The organism is Streptomyces sp. YJ-C3, from assembly GCF_053891275.1.
This window is the reverse complement of the sequence record NZ_CM132685.1, coordinates 6953943-6969773: the sequence shown is the minus strand read 5'-3', so window position 1 is coordinate 6969773 and position 15831 is coordinate 6953943. Positions and strand designations below refer to the sequence as shown.

13 protein-coding genes are annotated in these 15831 nt (G+C 69.0%); 8 read left to right on the top strand and 5 right to left on the bottom strand.

From position 1 onward, the window contains the following. The first annotated feature begins 111 nt into the window (after positions 1-111). Positions 112-3249 carry an efflux RND transporter permease subunit gene (locus ACVHNB_RS31335; RefSeq protein ID WP_456226393.1) on the top strand — a complete coding sequence of 1046 codons (3138 nt, stop codon included), beginning with the start codon at positions 112-114 and terminating at the stop codon, positions 3247-3249. A gap of 147 nt (positions 3250-3396) precedes the next feature. On the opposite strand, the gene nadA is transcribed toward ACVHNB_RS31335, so the two are convergent. After that, positions 3397-4593, bottom strand: coding sequence for a quinolinate synthase NadA (gene nadA / locus ACVHNB_RS31330; protein WP_428955160.1), 1197 nt, complete (start codon positions 4591-4593; stop codon positions 3397-3399). A gap of 258 nt (positions 4594-4851) precedes the next feature. Between nadA and ACVHNB_RS31325 the strand changes: the two genes are divergently transcribed. Then, the gene (locus ACVHNB_RS31325) at positions 4852-5208 is read left to right on the top strand and encodes a HesB/IscA family protein (protein WP_164300425.1); all 357 of its coding nucleotides are present in this window, start codon (positions 4852-4854) and stop codon (positions 5206-5208) included. Positions 5209-5282: 74 nt separating this feature from the next. Here the strand turns inward: ACVHNB_RS31325 and ACVHNB_RS31320 are convergent, their stop codons facing one another. Both ACVHNB_RS31320 and ACVHNB_RS31315 read right to left on the bottom strand, forming a co-directional pair. Beyond that, a complete protein-coding gene (locus ACVHNB_RS31320) occupies positions 5283-6776 on the bottom strand; it encodes a hypothetical protein (RefSeq protein ID WP_456226392.1) in 1494 nt (497 codons plus the stop codon). Between the two features lie 113 nt (positions 6777-6889). Next, the gene (locus ACVHNB_RS31315) at positions 6890-7099 is read right to left on the bottom strand and encodes a hypothetical protein (protein WP_456226391.1); all 210 of its coding nucleotides are present in this window, start codon (positions 7097-7099) and stop codon (positions 6890-6892) included. A gap of 133 nt (positions 7100-7232) precedes the next feature. Between ACVHNB_RS31315 and ACVHNB_RS31310 the strand changes: the two genes are divergently transcribed. Then, positions 7233-8210, top strand: coding sequence for a carbohydrate kinase family protein (locus ACVHNB_RS31310; RefSeq protein ID WP_456226390.1), 978 nt, complete (start codon positions 7233-7235; stop codon positions 8208-8210). A gap of 115 nt (positions 8211-8325) precedes the next feature. On the opposite strand, the gene ACVHNB_RS31305 is transcribed toward ACVHNB_RS31310, so the two are convergent. After that, positions 8326-9708 carry an aminotransferase class V-fold PLP-dependent enzyme gene (locus ACVHNB_RS31305; RefSeq protein WP_456226389.1) on the bottom strand — a complete coding sequence of 461 codons (1383 nt, stop codon included), beginning with the start codon at positions 9706-9708 and terminating at the stop codon, positions 8326-8328. 336 nt (positions 9709-10044) lie between these two features. Between ACVHNB_RS31305 and ctaC the strand changes: the two genes are divergently transcribed. The 4 genes from ctaC (at position 10045) to ACVHNB_RS31285 (ending at position 14542) form a co-directional block, all read left to right on the top strand. Next, positions 10045-11004, top strand: coding sequence for an aa3-type cytochrome oxidase subunit II (ctaC, locus tag ACVHNB_RS31300; protein WP_428955165.1), 960 nt, complete (start codon positions 10045-10047; stop codon positions 11002-11004). After that, entirely contained in the window at positions 11001-12746 is a 1746-nt protein-coding gene (gene ctaD / locus ACVHNB_RS31295; RefSeq protein ID WP_428955167.1) for an aa3-type cytochrome oxidase subunit I, read from the top strand. Before ctaC ends, ctaD begins: the two co-directional genes overlap by 4 nt. Further along, positions 12743-13141, top strand: a complete 399-nt coding sequence (locus ACVHNB_RS31290; protein ID WP_428955168.1) for a cytochrome c oxidase subunit 4 — start codon at positions 12743-12745, stop codon at positions 13139-13141. Before ctaD ends, ACVHNB_RS31290 begins: the two co-directional genes overlap by 4 nt. Before the next feature lie 147 nt (positions 13142-13288). Continuing rightward, positions 13289-14542: an Ig-like domain-containing protein gene (locus ACVHNB_RS31285; RefSeq protein ID WP_456226388.1), complete on the top strand. Its 1254-nt coding sequence runs from the start codon at positions 13289-13291 to the stop codon at positions 14540-14542. Between the two features lie 71 nt (positions 14543-14613). On the opposite strand, the gene ACVHNB_RS31280 is transcribed toward ACVHNB_RS31285, so the two are convergent. Then, positions 14614-15015, bottom strand: a complete 402-nt coding sequence (locus tag ACVHNB_RS31280; RefSeq protein ID WP_428955170.1) for a DNA-binding transcriptional response regulator — start codon at positions 15013-15015, stop codon at positions 14614-14616. 173 nt (positions 15016-15188) lie between these two features. Here ACVHNB_RS31280 and ctaE point away from each other — a divergent pair, with 173 nt between their 5' ends. Next, positions 15189-15809 (top strand): aa3-type cytochrome oxidase subunit III, encoded by a 621-nt coding sequence (gene ctaE, locus ACVHNB_RS31275; RefSeq protein ID WP_365564556.1) that lies wholly within the window; start codon positions 15189-15191, stop codon positions 15807-15809. Positions 15810-15831: the final 22 nt, after the last annotated feature.

The window sequence follows — 15831 nt, the reverse complement described above, 5'->3', positions numbered from 1 at the left end:
TGGGAGCGACGAATCGGGGCGCCCCGGTGGTCGAGGGTGTATGCGGGCCCCTGCGCATGTCCGCGTCATGGGCCGTCATCCACCGCTCACGCCCCTGGAGAACCCCAGCCCATGTCCTGGCTGTCGAAATTCAGCCTCGCTCAACGCGCCCTGATCGGGCTGGTGTCGATCATCGCGATCGCCTTCGGCGCCATCGCGATCCCCCAGCTCAAGCAGCAGCTGCTCCCCACCATCGAACTGCCCATGGTCTCCGTCCTGGCCCCGTACCAGGGCGCGTCCCCCGACGTGGTGGAGAAGCAGGTCGTCGAGCCGCTGGAGAACTCCATCGACGCGGTCGACGGGATCACCGGCATCACCTCGACGGCCGGCGAGGGCAACGCCGTCCTGATGGCCCAGTTCGACTACGGCAACGGCAGCGACTCCAAGCAGCTCGTCGCCGACGTCCAGCAGGCCGTCAACCGGGCCCGCGCCCAGCTGCCCGACGACGTCGACCCGCAGGTCATCGCCGGCTCCACCGACGACATCCCGACCGTCGTGCTCGCCGTGACCTCCGACAAGGACCAGCAGGCGCTCGCCGACCAGCTCGACAAGACCGTCGTACCGTCCCTCAAGGACATCGACGGCGTCGGTCAGGTCAGCGTCGACGGCGTCCGTGACCTCCAGGTCGACGTGACGCCCGACGACAAGAAGATGGCCGCGGCCGGTGTCGGCGTCCAGACGCTGAGCCAGTCCCTGCAGGCCGGCGGCGCCACCCTGCCCGCCGGCTCCTTCGACGAGGACGGCCACAACCGCACGGTCCAGGTCGGCGGCGGTTTCACCTCGCTGGCGCAGATCGAGGACCTGATGATCACCGGCGAGGGCGTCAAGAAGCCCGTACGCCTCGGTGACATCGCCTCGGTGAAGCAGCAGCCGTCCGCGGCCGACTCCCTCACCCGCACGGACGGCAGGCCGAGCCTCGCGGTCGCGGTCACCATGGACCACGACGGCTCCGCGGTCTCCATCTCGAACGCGGTCAAGGACAAGCTGCCCGAACTGCGCCGGGACCTCGGCTCCGGCGCGACGCTGACCGTCGTCAGCGATCAGGGCCCGGCCGTCTCGAAGTCCATCTCGGGCCTGACCACGGAGGGCGCGCTCGGCCTGCTCTTCGCGGTCATCGTGATCCTGATCTTCCTCGCGTCGCTGCGCTCGACCCTCGTCACGGCGGTCTCCATCCCGCTGTCGGTGGTCCTCGCCCTGATCGTCCTGTGGACGGGCGACCTGTCGTTGAACATGCTCACGCTCGGCGCGCTGACCATCGCGATCGGCCGCGTCGTGGACGACTCGATCGTCGTGCTGGAGAACATCAAGCGGCATCTCGGCTACGGCGAGGAACGCCAGGAGGCGATCCTCAAGGCGGTCCGCGAGGTCGCGGGCGCCGTCACCTCCTCCACCCTCACCACGGTGGCGGTCTTCCTCCCGATCGGCCTGGTCGGCGGCATGGTGGGCGAGCTGTTCGGCTCGTTCTCGATCACGGTGACGGCCGCGCTCCTCGCGTCCCTCCTCGTGTCGCTCACGGTCGTCCCGGTCCTCTCCTACTGGTTCCTGCGCGCGCCCAAGTCGATCCAGGGCGTCGACCCGGAGGAGGCCCGCCGCAAGGCCGAGGAGAAGGAGGCCCGCTCCTGGCTCCAGCGGATCTACGTCCCCGTGCTGCGGTTCGCGACCCGCCGCCGCCTCACCAGTCTGGCGATCGCGGTCGTGGTGCTGATCGGCACGTTCGGCATGGCGCCGCTGCTGAAGACCAACTTCTTCGACCAGGGCGAGCAGGAAGTCCTGTCCATCAAGCAGGAGTTGAAGCCCGGCACCAGCCTGGCCGCGTCCGACGCGTCGGCGAAGCAGGTCGAGAAGGTGCTCCAGGGCATCGACGAGATCAAGGACTACCAGGTCACCGTCGGCTCCTCGGGCTTCATGGCGGCCTTCGGCGGCAGCACCGACACCAACCAGGCCTCGTACCAGATCACGCTGAAGGACAAGGCGTCGTACGAGGACACGCAGGACCGCATCGAGCGCGAGCTCGGCAAGCTGTCCGGCATCGGTACGACGACGATCTCGGCCGGTGACGGCTTCGGCAGCCAGGACCTGAGCGTGGTCGTGAAGGCAGCCGACGGCGACGTGCTGGACAAGGCCTCGGAGGAGGTCCGCAAGGCGGTCGCCTCGATCGACGACGTCACGGACGTCACCAGCGACCTGTCGCAGTCCGTGCCGCGGATCTCGGTGCGCGCCAACTCCAAGGCGGCCGCGGCCGGGTTCAACGACACGACGCTCGGCGCCGCCGTCGCCCAGGCGGTGCGCGGCACCACCAGCGGCAAGGCGATCCTCGACGACACCGAGCGCGACGTCGTCGTGAAGTCGGCCGAGCCGGCCACCACGATGGACGAGCTGGAGAAGCTGCCGATGGGCCCGCGCGGCCTGAAGCTCGGCGACATCGCCACGGTGAAGCTGGTCGACGGCCCGGTCTCGATGACCCGGATCGACGGGGCTCGCGCGGCCACCATCACCGCCAAGCCGACCGGTGACAACACGGGCGCGGTCAGCACCGACCTCCAGTCGAAGATCGACAAGCTGGACCTGCCGAAGGGCGCCACGGCGACGATCGGCGGTGTCACCTCCGACCAGGACGACGCGTTCAAGAACCTGGGCCTGGCGATGCTCGCGGCGATCGCGATCGTCTTCATGCTCCTGGTGGCGACGTTCCGCTCGCTGGCCCAGCCGCTGATCCTGCTGGTGTCCATCCCGTTCGCCGCCACGGGCGCGATCGGCCTGCTCGTCGCCACCGGTACGCCCATGGGTGTCCCGGCGATGATCGGCATGCTGATGCTCATCGGCATCGTGGTGACGAACGCGATCGTGCTGATCGACCTGATCAACCAGTACCGCGCGCAAGGGTTCGGCGTGGTCGAGGCCGTGGTCGAGGGCGGACGTCACCGGCTGCGCCCGATCCTCATGACGGCCCTGGCGACGATCTTCGCCCTGCTCCCGATGGCGCTCGGCGTCACCGGCGAGGGCGGCTTCATCGCACAGCCGCTCGCGGTGGTCGTGATCGGCGGTCTGATCACGTCGACGCTGCTCACGCTGCTGCTCGTGCCGACGCTCTACGCGATGCTGGAGCTCCGCAAGGAGCGGCGGGCGAAGAAGCGGGCCGCCAGGCGTGAGAAGAAGGCCGGTGTGCCGTCTCCTTCGGAGTCCCCGGAGTCGGAGCCGGCCGGGGTCTGACAGGGCCGGACGCAGGGAGCCCGGTACGGACGCCGATCGGCGTCCGTACCGGGCTCCTCACCGTTGCGGGCTGTCGGCCGTGGCCGGGTGCCCGCGCCGTCGTGGCCGGTCGCGCAGTTCCCCGCGCCCCCTGAAGGGCGCGTCGGTCTACGGCAGGGCCAGCATCCGCTCCAGGGCCAGCTTCGCGAACTGTTCCGTCTCGCGGTCGACCTCGATGCGGTTCACGAGCCGGCCGTCGGCGAGCGACTCCAGCGTCCAGACCAGGTGCGGCAGGTCGATCCGGTTCATGGTCGAGCAGAAGCAGACCGTCTTGTCGAGGAAGACGATCTCCTTGCCCTCGGGCGCGAACCGGTTGGCCAGGCGCCGCACCAGGTTCAGCTCGGTCCCGATGGCCCACTTGGACCCGGCGGGCGCGGCCTCCAGGGCCTTGATGATGTACTCGGTCGACCCGACGTAGTCGGCCGCGGCGACGACCTCGTGCTTGCACTCGGGGTGCACGAGGACGTTCACCCCCGGTATGCGTTCGCGCACGTCGTTCACCGAGTCCAGCGAGAACCGCCCGTGCACCGAGCAGTGTCCGCGCCACAGGATCATCTTCGCGGCGCGCAGCTCCTCGGCGGTCAGGCCGCCGTTCGGCTTGTGCGGGTTGTAGACGACGCAGTCCTCCAGGGACATGCCGAGGTCGCGCACCGCGGTGTTGCGGCCCAGGTGCTGGTCCGGGAGGAAGAGCACCTTGTCGCCCTGCTCGAACGCCCAGTTCAGGGCCCGCTCGGCATTCGACGACGTACAGATCGTGCCGCCGTGCTTGCCCGTGAACGCCTTGATGTCCGCGGACGAGTTCATGTACGAGACGGGGACCACGGATCCGGCGATCCCGGCCTCGGTCAGCACGTCCCAGCACTCGGCGACCTGCTCGGCCGTCGCCATGTCGGCCATGGAGCAGCCGGCGGCGAGGTCCGGCAGCACGACCTTCTGGTCGTCGCCGGTCAGGATGTCGGCGGACTCGGCCATGAAGTGCACACCGCAGAAGACGATGTACTCGGCCTCGGGCCGCGCGGCGGCGTCCCGCGCCAGCTTGAAGGAGTCGCCGGTGACGTCGGCGAACTGGATGACCTCGTCGCGCTGGTAGTGGTGCCCGAGCACGAACACCTTGTCGCCGAGCTTCTCCTTGGCCGCGCGGGCCCGCTCCACCAGGTCCGGGTCGGAGGGCGAGGGCAGGTCACCGGGGCACTCCACACCGCGCTCGCTCTGCGGGTCGGCGTCCCGGCCGAGCAGCAGAAGAGCCAGCGGAGTGGGTGAGACATCCAGGTCAACGGTTGCCTGGGGGGTCTGGGCCGTGGTCACGTCACGCACCCTTTCTGTTTTGCAGACCGACTTCTCGTCGAAATGACGTTATCTATCATAGCCGCTTCACGTCAGTTTGACGATGGCGATGTCGTCGATGTGACGCAATCCGCCCCGGCGGTCCCGTGCCCCGTCCGCCGAGGGTGTGCGAGCATGAAGGGAGAAGTGCGAAAACCCCCGAGGATCCGGAATGGATCCGGGCCTTTGCCGGTTGCAATGGTCGGCAAGCAGTCTCCGTACAACCCGGGAGAGATGTAGATGTCCGTATCGGACGAGACCACCACCGTCAGCGACGGCATCATCCTGAGCGACGCCGCCGCCGGCAAGGTCAAGGCTCTGCTCGAGCAGGAAGGCCGCGAGGACCTGGCGCTGCGGGTGGCCGTTCAGCCCGGCGGCTGCTCCGGCCTGCGCTACCAGCTCTTCTTCGACGAGCGCTCGCTCGACGGTGACGTCGTCAAGGACTTCGGCGGCGTCAAGGTCGTCACCGACCGCATGTCCGCCCCCTACCTGGGCGGCGCCTCCATCGACTTCGTCGACACCATCGAGAAGCAGGGCTTCACGATCGACAACCCGAACGCCACGGGCTCCTGCGCCTGCGGCGACTCGTTCAGCTGAGCCGCACGACGAAGGGCGGCCACCCCACTCGGGGTGGCCGCCCTTCGTCGTGCCGGATGCCGGATGCCGGGTGTTCAGTCCCGCGGCGCCGGTACGGCCCCGCCGGGCTGGTCCTTCTGTGAGGGCGGCACGACGGAGCCGTCCGTCCCCACGACCTTCCGGTCACCGAGCGGGGAGTCCAGCGTGACGGGCAGCGTGTAGAACTTCGCCATCTGAATGCAGACGGTGCCCTTCTTCTCGGCCGACGTCACCCGCACGGTGACCCGCCCCCCGGACTCGTCCGCGGTCGCCGCGTACGAAGCGCACACGCCGCCGGCGAAGTGCAGGGTCAGCGTCCGCCCGTCGGCGCGGTACCCGTTCACCCGCACGTCCTTCGTGCTCTTCCCGGACGCGCTCGGCTCCACCGGCGGCACCGCGCTCGGCGACGCCGTCGAACTCCCCGGCGCCACCAGGAACTTCGGCTCCACCGCCGGATGCGTCACCGTGAACGCCGCCCCGTCCCCGGCCGGCTTCACCCGGAACAGCCACGACGGCACCAGCGCCTGCCGCCCCTCGGCGTAGTGCGCCGCGAGCCCGAACGTGGCCCCGGTGACCGCGACCGTCGTGGACGCGGGCGGCCGCGGCGACGACGGCGTGCACCCGGCGCCCTGCTCGGTGCCGGGGGAGCCGCCGTCCAGCGGCACCGCACTCGCGCACCCGCCCACCGAGCCGCGGTCGCCCGCCACCGTGCTGTTCAGCCGCTCGATCGTCTCCTTCGCCCCGACCGTCGGATACGTATCGCCCTTGACCGGCGCCTTCAACTGGCCGCTGCCGCCGACCACCTGGCCGTCCGCACCGATCTGGATCCCGGTCGACCAGCCGTACGTCGGCAGCCCGCCCACCTCCGGGTCGGCGTTCACCACCCGCGTGGCGCCCATGAGCTGGCCCGCGTCCAGCTTCGCGTCGTCCTGGCCGAGGGCCTTGAGGACCGGCGCCGCGGACTTCTTCGCTGCGGCCTCGCTCACCGCGTCCTTCTCGCTGCCGCTGCCCACCGGGTCCGCGCACTTCGCCGGGCTGCCGCACTTCGTGCCGTCCGACGGCGCGTACTTGGCGTACGTCCACGTGCCCGGCGCATTCCGGTTCACCTGGAGCGACGGCCCCGACCCGTCCTTGGCCGGCCCCACCCGCCAGGCGTCGTCCACCAGTTTCGGCGTGCCGTCGACATCGAGGGCCTTGCCGAGCGCCGCCACCTCGGCCGCGCTCACCTCGCCCTGCGCCCGATAGACGGGAGCCTCGCCCGGGCCGTCCGGCAGATCGCCGGCCGCCCGGTAGCGCGTGCCGTTCGGGTCGGGCTCGCCGGGCGCGATCCCGTTCGTCGTGCCCGGGCTGCCGCCCTGCGCATAGCCGTCCAGGGCGAGCGGCGGGGGAGTGCCGTCGCCGCCGGGACCGCTCGCCGGGCCGTCCCCGGACCTGCTCGCCGCGAGGTACGCGCCGCCGCCACCGGCGAGCAGCACAGCCGCCGCGACCGAGGCGACCGCGAGCGTGCGCCGCCGCCGGTGCCGATCCTGCGTCTGCTCTTCGGTGCTCACCGCATCGCTCCTTCAACTGCCGTGTCGTATCCCGCATCCCCTCTATGGAGGACAGCAACAGGGGACAGCGATGGGACGTGGCAGAGGAGCGCGCGGTTCCCTTCCGGGCGCCGTCAGTCGCCGAAATCCGCCATGGCGCCGATCAGCCGGGCGGACGAGGCGGGCACGACGACACCGTGGATACCGGACGCGTCGGCCACGGGGGCGGGCCGGTCGGCCTCCCAGGGGGCGCGTGGCAGCACCCAGTGCGGAACCATCCGCGCACAGTCGCCGCGCAGCGCGGCGAGCCCGTCCTGGGCCATGAAGGACACGTCGTACGTCATGCCCGCACCGTAGACATGGCAGCCCGGCAGAAAAAAGCCCTACTATCGGGTAGTTTCCGCACTTCAGAGCAGGGGCCTCGACCGGGTAGCGTGAACTGTCAACCCCCTCCACTTCAGGAAGCGTGCTCACGCCGTGCGAATCGCAGTCACCGGCTCCATCGCCACCGACCACCTGATGACCTTCCCCGGCCGCTTCGCCGACCAACTCGTCGCGGACCAGCTGCACACGGTCTCCCTCTCCTTCCTCGTCGACAACCTCGACGTACGCCGGGGCGGCGTCGGCGCCAACATCGCCTTCGGCATGGGACAGCTCGGCACGGGCCCGGTCCTGGTGGGCGCCGCCGGCTCCGACTTCGACGAGTACCGCGCCTGGCTCGACCGCCACGGTGTGGACACGGCCTCCGTCCGGATCTCCGAGACGCTGCACACGGCCCGCTTCGTGTGCACCACGGACGCCGACCACAACCAGATCGGCTCGTTCTACACCGGCGCCATGAGCGAGGCCCGCCTCATCGAGCTGAAGACCGTCGCGGACCGCGTGGGCGGCCTCGACCTGGTCCTCATCGGCGCGGACGACCCGGAGGGGATGATGCGCCACACGGAGGAGTGCCGCAGCCGCTCCATCCCCTTCGCCGCGGACTTCTCGCAGCAGATCGCGCGCATGGACGGCGAGGAGATCCGTCTCCTGCTCGACGGCGCCACGTTCCTCTTCTCGAACGAGTACGAGAAGGGCCTCATCGAGTCCAAGACCGGCTGGACCGACGCCGAGATCCTCGCGAAGGTCGGCCACCGCGTCACCACCCTCGGCGCGCGCGGCGTGCGCATCGAGAAGGTCGGCGAGGAGCCCATCGAGGTCGGCTGCCCGGAGGAGAACGCCAAGATCGACCCGACCGGCGTCGGCGACGCGTTCCGCGCCGGCTTCCTGTCCGGCCTCGCCTGGGGCGTCTGCCTGGAGCGCGCCTCCCAGGTCGGCTGCATGCTCGCCACGCTCGTCATCGAGACCCTGGGCACCCAGGAGTACGAGCTGCGCCGGGCGCCGTTCATGGACCGGTTCCGCAAGGCCTACGGTGACGCTGCCGCTGAGGAAGTCGAGTCCTACCTGGGCGCATAAGGGGCGCGGGGAACTGCGCGCCCAGCCACAGACAAGCCGCGGACGCGTCTGCTCATCGACCGAGCAGACGCGTCCGCGGCTTGTCGTGGGTCACTCGCGCAGTTCCCCGCGCCCCCTACAGCCCTCTCCGTACCTCATGAGCGACGGCCTCGCCGGGCCTCGGCGAGGACCTCACGTACTCGTGCCCCTGCGTGAAACACCAGGCAGGAATGTCCACGGCGGCGACCTCGTCATCGGCGACCACCGTCACGACGCCCCCGACCCGCACCCGCCCGATCGCCCGGGCCAGCTCGATCACGGGCTGCGGGCACGTGAGGCCCAGCGCGTCCACGGTGACGGCCTCCTCCTCTCCTTGACCACCCGCCGCCACGGTGACCCCGAGCTTCTCCCGCACGCCGCTCACCACACCCGGCAGCACCTCCAGGAACCGCTCCACCTCCGCCTCCTCGGCCCCGAGCGGCAACGAGACCCGTACGTTCCCCTCGCTCACCACGCCCATCGCCCGCAGCACATGGCTGGGCGTCAGCGTGCTGCTGGTGCACGACGACCCGGACGACACCGAGAAGCCCGCCCGGTCCAGCTCGTGCAGCACGGTCTCCCCGTCGACATAGAGACACGAGAACGTCAGCAGATGCGGCAGCCGCCGCACCGGGTCGCCGACGACCTCCACATCCGGCACCAGCCGGGGCACTCGCGCCCGGATCCGCTCCGTCAGCTCCCGCAGCCGTGCCGCCTCCCCGGCGGCCTCGGACCGTACGGCCCGCAGCGACGCGGCGGCGGCCACCACGCCCGGAATGTTCTCGAACCCGGCGGCCCGCCCCGACTCCCGCTCGTCCGCCGGGCCTTGGGGCGCGAACCGCACCCCCTTCCGCACGGCGAGCACACCGACCCCCGCGGGCCCGCCCCATTTGTGGGCGCTCCCGGTGAGCAGCGACCAGTCGCCCTCGACCGGCCCCCAGGCCAGCGACTGCGCGGCGTCCACGAGCAGCGGCACCCCCGCCGCCCGGCACGCCTCGGCCACCTCGGCGACCGGCTGCACCGTCCCCACCTCATGGTTGGCCGACTGCAGACACGCGAGAGCGGTGTCGGCCCGCACCGCATCCGCGTAGGACGAGACGGACACGGTGCCCTCCCGCCCCACGCCCACCTCGGTGACCGAACCGCCGTCGCCCTCGTGGGCCGCCGCCGAATGGAGCACCGCCGAGTGCTCCACCGCGGAGACCACCAGATGCCGCCCGACACGCCGACGGCCCGCGAGCGCCCCCGCGATCCCGTCGTGCACGGCCCGGGTGCCCGACGAGGTGAACACGAGTTCGTCCGGCCGGCATCCCACGGCCTCCGCGGCCGCCTCGCGCGCGGCGTCAAGCAGAAGCCGCGCCCGTCGTCCTTCCCGGTACAACCGTGCCGGATCGGCCCAGCCCTCATCGAGCGAGGCCTGCAGGGCCTGCCGGGCGACGGGATGCAGAGGAGCGGACGAGGCCACATCGAAGTACGACACGCAGCAAACCTAATGCGCCCAGGGACGGCGCAGCCCGGTGAGGGGCGCGGGGAACGGCGCGGGCGACCACAACGGACCCGCACACGCGAACGGACAAAACCCCCACCCCGGCGGGCGGCTCCGACCCCCCGTCAGAAACGCCCCGGAGCAGGCTCATCCCACCCTTCGGAGTGACCCGCGGCGCGTTAGGCACCCTCCCCGCGCGACCCCAAATAGCGTCCAGTAGGGTTTGGTCCGCATAAACATCCAAACCCCTGCCCGTGTGCCAGGGCGGCGAGCGACCAGCGAGACGGCCGTAGCCAACCAGCGCGGGCGAGACTCTCGGGAAGGCGCTACGTGAGTCCCAACGGCTCCGACCGCTCGTCGCGGCGCCCGATGCGGCGGAAGCTGCCGCAGGTGCTGACTGCGGGCCTGATCCTGGTAACCGCTACCGGTTGCACATACAAGGACTTCCCTCGTCTTGGTATGCCCACCCCGGTTACGGAAGAGGGTCCCCGGATCCTCTCCCTCTGGCAGGGCTCGTGGGCGGCAGCGCTCGCCACGGGCGTGCTGGTATGGGGACTGATCCTGTGGAGCATCATCTTCCACCGGCGCAGCCGCACCAAGATCGAGGTTCCGACGCAGACGCGGTACAACATGCCGCTCGAGGCCCTGTACACGGTCGTTCCACTGATCATCGTGTCGGTCCTCTTCTACTTCACCGCGCGCGACGAGTCGAAGCTCCTCAAGCTCGACGACAAGCCGGCGCACACCATCAACGTGGTCGGCTACCAGTGGAGCTGGGGCTTCAACTACGTCGAGAACGTGCCCGGTGTCTCCGGTGACGCCAAGACCTCCAAGGAGCTCGAGGCGATCCCCGGGCGCTTCAAGGAGGACTTCCCGGCGAACGCCGGCGGCGTCTACGAGGTCGGCACCCCTGGTACGCGGAACCCGCAGACCAACAACCCCGGCCCGACCCTCTGGCTCCCCAAGGGCGAGAAGGTCCGCTTCGTCCTCACTTCGCGTGACGTCATCCACTCCTTCTGGGTGGTGCCGTTCCTCATGAAGCAGGACGTCATCCCGGGCCACACCAACGCCTTCGAGGTGACCCCCAACAAGGAGGGGACCTTCCTGGGCAAGTGCGCCGAGCTGTGCGGCGTCGACCACTCCCGGATGCTCTTCAACGTGAAGGTCGTCTCTCCTGAGCGGTACGAGCAGCACCTCAAGGACCTTGCCAAGAAGGGGCAGACCGGTTACGTCCCGGCTGGCATCGCCCAGACGGACCACGAGAAGGACCGGGAGACGAAGAACCTGTGAGCATCCTCAACGAACCCCAGGGTGCGGCCGCAGCTGACGACTCGTACGAGAACGAGCTGCCGGCTCGGCCCAAGAGCCCCGGCGCGACCGTGATCAAGTGGCTGACCACCACTGACCACAAGACGATCGGCACGCTGTACTTGGTGACGTCGTTCGCGTTCTTCTGCATCGGCGGTCTGATGGCGCTCTTCATGCGCGCCGAACTGGCCCGTCCCGGCACGCAGATCATGTCGAACGAGCAGTTCAACCAGGCGTTCACGATGCACGGCACGATCATGCTGCTGATGTTCGCGACGCCGCTGTTCGCGGGCTTCGCGAACTGGATCATGCCGCTGCAGATCGGTGCCCCCGACGTCGCGTTCCCGCGACTGAACATGTTCGCCTACTGGCTGTACCTGTTCGGCTCGCTGATCGCGGTGGGTGGCTTCCTCACCCCGCAGGGCGCCGCCGACTTCGGCTGGTTCGCCTACAGCCCGCTGTCGGACGCCGTCCGCTCGCCGGGCATCGGCGCCGACATGTGGATCATGGGTCTGGCCTTCTCCGGCTTCGGCACGATCCTCGGCTCGGTCAACTTCATCACCACGATCATCTGCATGCGCGCTCCGGGCATGACGATGTTCCGTATGCCGATCTTCGTGTGGAACGTCCTGCTGACCGGTGTGCTGGTCCTGCTGGCCTTCCCGGTCCTCGCGGCCGCGCTGTTCGCCCTGGAGGCGGACCGCAAGTTCGGTGCCCATGTATTCGACGCCGCAAATGGCGGCGCGCTGCTATGGCAACACCTCTTCTGGTTCTTCGGACACCCAGAGGTGTACATCATCGCCCTGCCATTCTTCGGAATCATTTCCGAAGTGATCCCGGTCTTCTCGCGCAAGCCGATGTTCGGATACTCCGGCCTCATCGGCGCGACGATCGCGATCGCGGGTCTGTCCGTGACCGTGTGGGCGCACCACATGTACGTCACCGGTGGCGTACTGCTCCCGTTCTTCTCCTTCATGACGTTCCTCATCGCCGTACCGACAGGCGTGAAGTTCTTCAACTGGATCGGAACGATGTGGAAGGGCTCGTTGTCCTTCGAGACACCGATGCTCTGGGCGATCGGCTTCCTGATCACCTTCACCTTCGGTGGTCTGACCGGCGTCATCCTGGCGGCCCCGCCGCTGGACTTCCACATCTCGGACTCGTACTTCGTGGTGGCGCACTTCCACTACGTGGTCTTCGGCACCGTCGTCTTCGCGATGTTCGCCGGGTTCCACTTCTGGTGGCCGAAGTTCACCGGCAAGATGCTGGACGAGCGTCTCGGCAAGATCACCTTCTGGACGCTGTTCTGCGGCTTCCACGGCACGTTCCTGGTGCAGCACTGGCTGGGCGTCGAGGGCATGCCGCGTCGTTACGCGGACTACCTCGCGGCCGACGGCTTCACCGCGCTGAACACGATCTCGACGATCTCCTCGTTCGTGCTCGGTCTGTCGATCCTGCCGTTCCTCTACAACGTCTGGAAGACCGCCAAGTACGGCAAGAAGATCGAGGTCGACGACCCGTGGGGCTTCGGCCGTTCGCTCGAGTGGGCGACGTCCTGCCCGCCGCCGCGGCACAACTTCCTCACCCTGCCGCGCATTCGCTCCGAATCGCCGGCGTTCGACCTGCATCACCCTGAGATCGCGGCCCTGGACCAGCTGGAGAACGCTGGCCACGGTGCCAAGGGCGACACAGCCCTCGCTGGCGGCAAGGAGGCCGGCAAGTGAAGGTCCAAGGCAAGATGTTCATCTGGCTGAGCCTCTTCGTCCTGATCATGGCCGGTGTCTACGGCGTGTGGTCGAAGGAGCCGGCCGGTACGACGGCGCTCTTCCTGGCGTTCGGCCTGTGCATCATGATCGGCTACTACCTGGCCTTCACGGCCCGGCGGGTCGACACCGGCGCGCAGGACAACAAGGAGGCCGACGTCGCGGACGACGCCGGTGAGGTGGGCTTCTTCAGCCCGCACTCCTGGCAGCCGCTCTCCCTGGCCGTCGGTGGCGCGCTCGCCTTCATGGGCGTCGTCTTCGGCTGGTGGCTGCTGTACTTCTCCGCCCCCGTGATCATGTTCGGCCTGTGGGGCTGGGTCTTCGAGTACTACCGCGGCGAGAACCAGAACCAGTAGGAACCCGGTTCCGAACTCCCGTGCCCGAAGGGCCCGGACACTCCTGAGGGAGCGTCCGGGCCCTTCGGCGTGTCGCGCGACACGCCGCTATGCCCCGTGCGGCTCATTCGCCGCGCTGGACCGGGCGAACCTTCATACGGTGTGTTCATGAACCACTCACCGCGCATCCGTACGGTTCTTGGCTGCACCCTGCTGGTGGCCGCACTCGGTGCCGGCCTCACGGCGTGCGGCAGTTCCGGCCACCCGCTCTCCGCCAAGCCCTACGACGCGGCGAGCCAGATCTCCTTCAGCGGGCCCGTGGGCAGCAAGAAGGCGGATCCGGACAAGCCCCTGGAAGTCACCGCGCAGGGTGACGAGGGGCGCATCACCGACGTCACCGCCACAGACGCCCTGGGACGCTACGTCGCGGGCGAACTCTCCGCCGACGGCCGCAGATGGCACACCACGTCCCCGCTGGCCGCAGACGCCCAGTACACGGTCCGGGTCAGCACCGAGGACGAGGACGGCGCGCCCGGCCGCAAGGTCCTCAACTTCGAGACGGGCAACCCCAGCAAGGAGAAGTCCCTCAAGGTCACCTTCGGCCCCGACGGCGGCAAGTACGGCGTCGGCCAGCCCATCACGGCCGAGCTCAACAAGGCCGTCAAGGACGAGAAGGCCCGCGCCATCGTCGAGCGCGCCCTGAAGGTGGAGTCCAAGCCCGCCGCGGACGGCGGCTCCTGGTACTGGGTGGACAGCAAGACGCTGCACTACCGCCCCAAGGAGTACTGGCCCGCCCACGCCACCATCACGGCGCACAGCAACCTCAAGGGCATCAAGGTCACCGACACCCTCTGGGGCGGCGAGAGCAAGCCCCTGACCATCACCACCGGCGACCGCGTCGAGGCCGTCACCGACGCCGGCTCGCACTCTATGACGGTCTACCGCAACGGCGAGGCCATCAACGAGATCCCGGTCACCACCGGCAAGCCCGGCTTCGAGACCCGCAACGGCGTCAAGGTCGTGCTGGGCAAGGAGTACTACGTACGTATGCGCGGTACGAGCATCGGCATCTCCGAGGGCTCCTCGGACTCGTACGACCTGCCGGTGTACTACGCCACCCGCGTCACCTGGAGTGGTGAATACGTGCACGCCGCGCCCTGGTCCACCGGCTCACAGGGCTACGCGAACGTCAGCCACGGCTGCACCGGCATGAGCACCGACAACGCCGCCTGGTTCTTCGACACGGTGCGCGAGGGCGACATCGTGAAGGTCGTCAACAGCTACGGCGAGGAGATGGACCCGTTCGGCAACGGGTTCGGCGACTGGAACGTCAGCTGGAAGAAGTGGGGCGAGGGCAGTGCCCTGTCGACCACCGGCAAGCCCGATCCGGTGCGCCAGGCGCGGCTCAGCCCCGAGGTCTGAGCCCGCCGGGTGTGAGACATCCGACTCCCGTACGTCGCGGACGTACGGGAGTCGGCCCGTTCAGCGGGGCCTCAGGCGCCGACGGCCAGCCGGGAGCGCAGCAGGGAGGCCAGCGCCTCGGCGAACTCGACCGGGTCGACCGGCAGCGTCACCGCGGCCTCGGCGCGGCTCCACGTGGCCAGCCAGGCGTCCTGCGGGCGGCCGATCAGGAGCAGCACCGGCGGGCAGCGGAAGACCTCGTCCTTGATCTGCCGGCACACGCCCATGCCGCCCGCGGGGACCGCCTCGCCGTCCAGGACGCAGACGTCGACGCCGCCGCGCTCCAGCTCCTTGAGGACCGCGGGGAGCGTCGCGCACTCGATGAACTGGACCTCGGGAACGTCGGACGCGGGCCTGCGGCCGGTCGCCAGGCGAACCTGCTCACGCGTATTGGCATCGTCGCTGTAGACCAGAACCGTCGCGGTCGACTGCATCGTTCCTCCGAGACATCGGCGTCCTAAGGCGTTCTGGCGCGGAGCCTACTCCTCCCGACACCCCGTCAACAGCGCTTCGCACAGGCCTCCGATGGGCCATATGGGCTGGACACACCCCCCAGACACTCCGAACGGCACCCCCCGGAGTGAGGGCGAGATAAGCGACCGACATAATGTCGGTCGTGGCGACAGCAACGACAGTAGAAACCGGGCACGCGCACCCGTCGGTCAATCGACCGAACCTCACCAGCGTCGGAACCATCATCTGGCTGAGTTCCGAGCTGATGTTCTTCGCGGCCCTCTTCGCGATGTACTTCACCCTGCGATCGGTGACGGGACCGGAGCACTGGAAGGAAATGGCCTCGAGCCTGAACCTTCCGTTCTCGGCGACGAACACCACGATCCTGGTGCTCTCCTCCCTCACCTGCCAGCTCGGCGTGTTCGCCGCCGAGCGCGGTGACGTGAAGAAGCTCCGGATGTGGTTCATCGTCACCTTCATCATGGGTGCGATCTTCATCGGCGGTCAGGTCTTCGAGTACACCGAGCTGGTCAAGAAGGACGGGCTTTCGCTCTCCTCCGACCCGTACGGCTCGGTGTTCTACCTGACCACCGGCTTCCACGGCATGCACGTGACAGGCGGCCTCATCGCCTTCCTGTTCGTCCTCGGCAGGACGTACGCGGCCCGGAAGTTCACTCACGAGCAGGCGACCGCGGCCATCGTCGTGTCCTACTACTGGCACTTCGTCGACGTCGTATGGATCGGCCTCTTCGCCACGATCTACCTGATCAAGTAGTTCGCAGATCGCAGCATCGGGC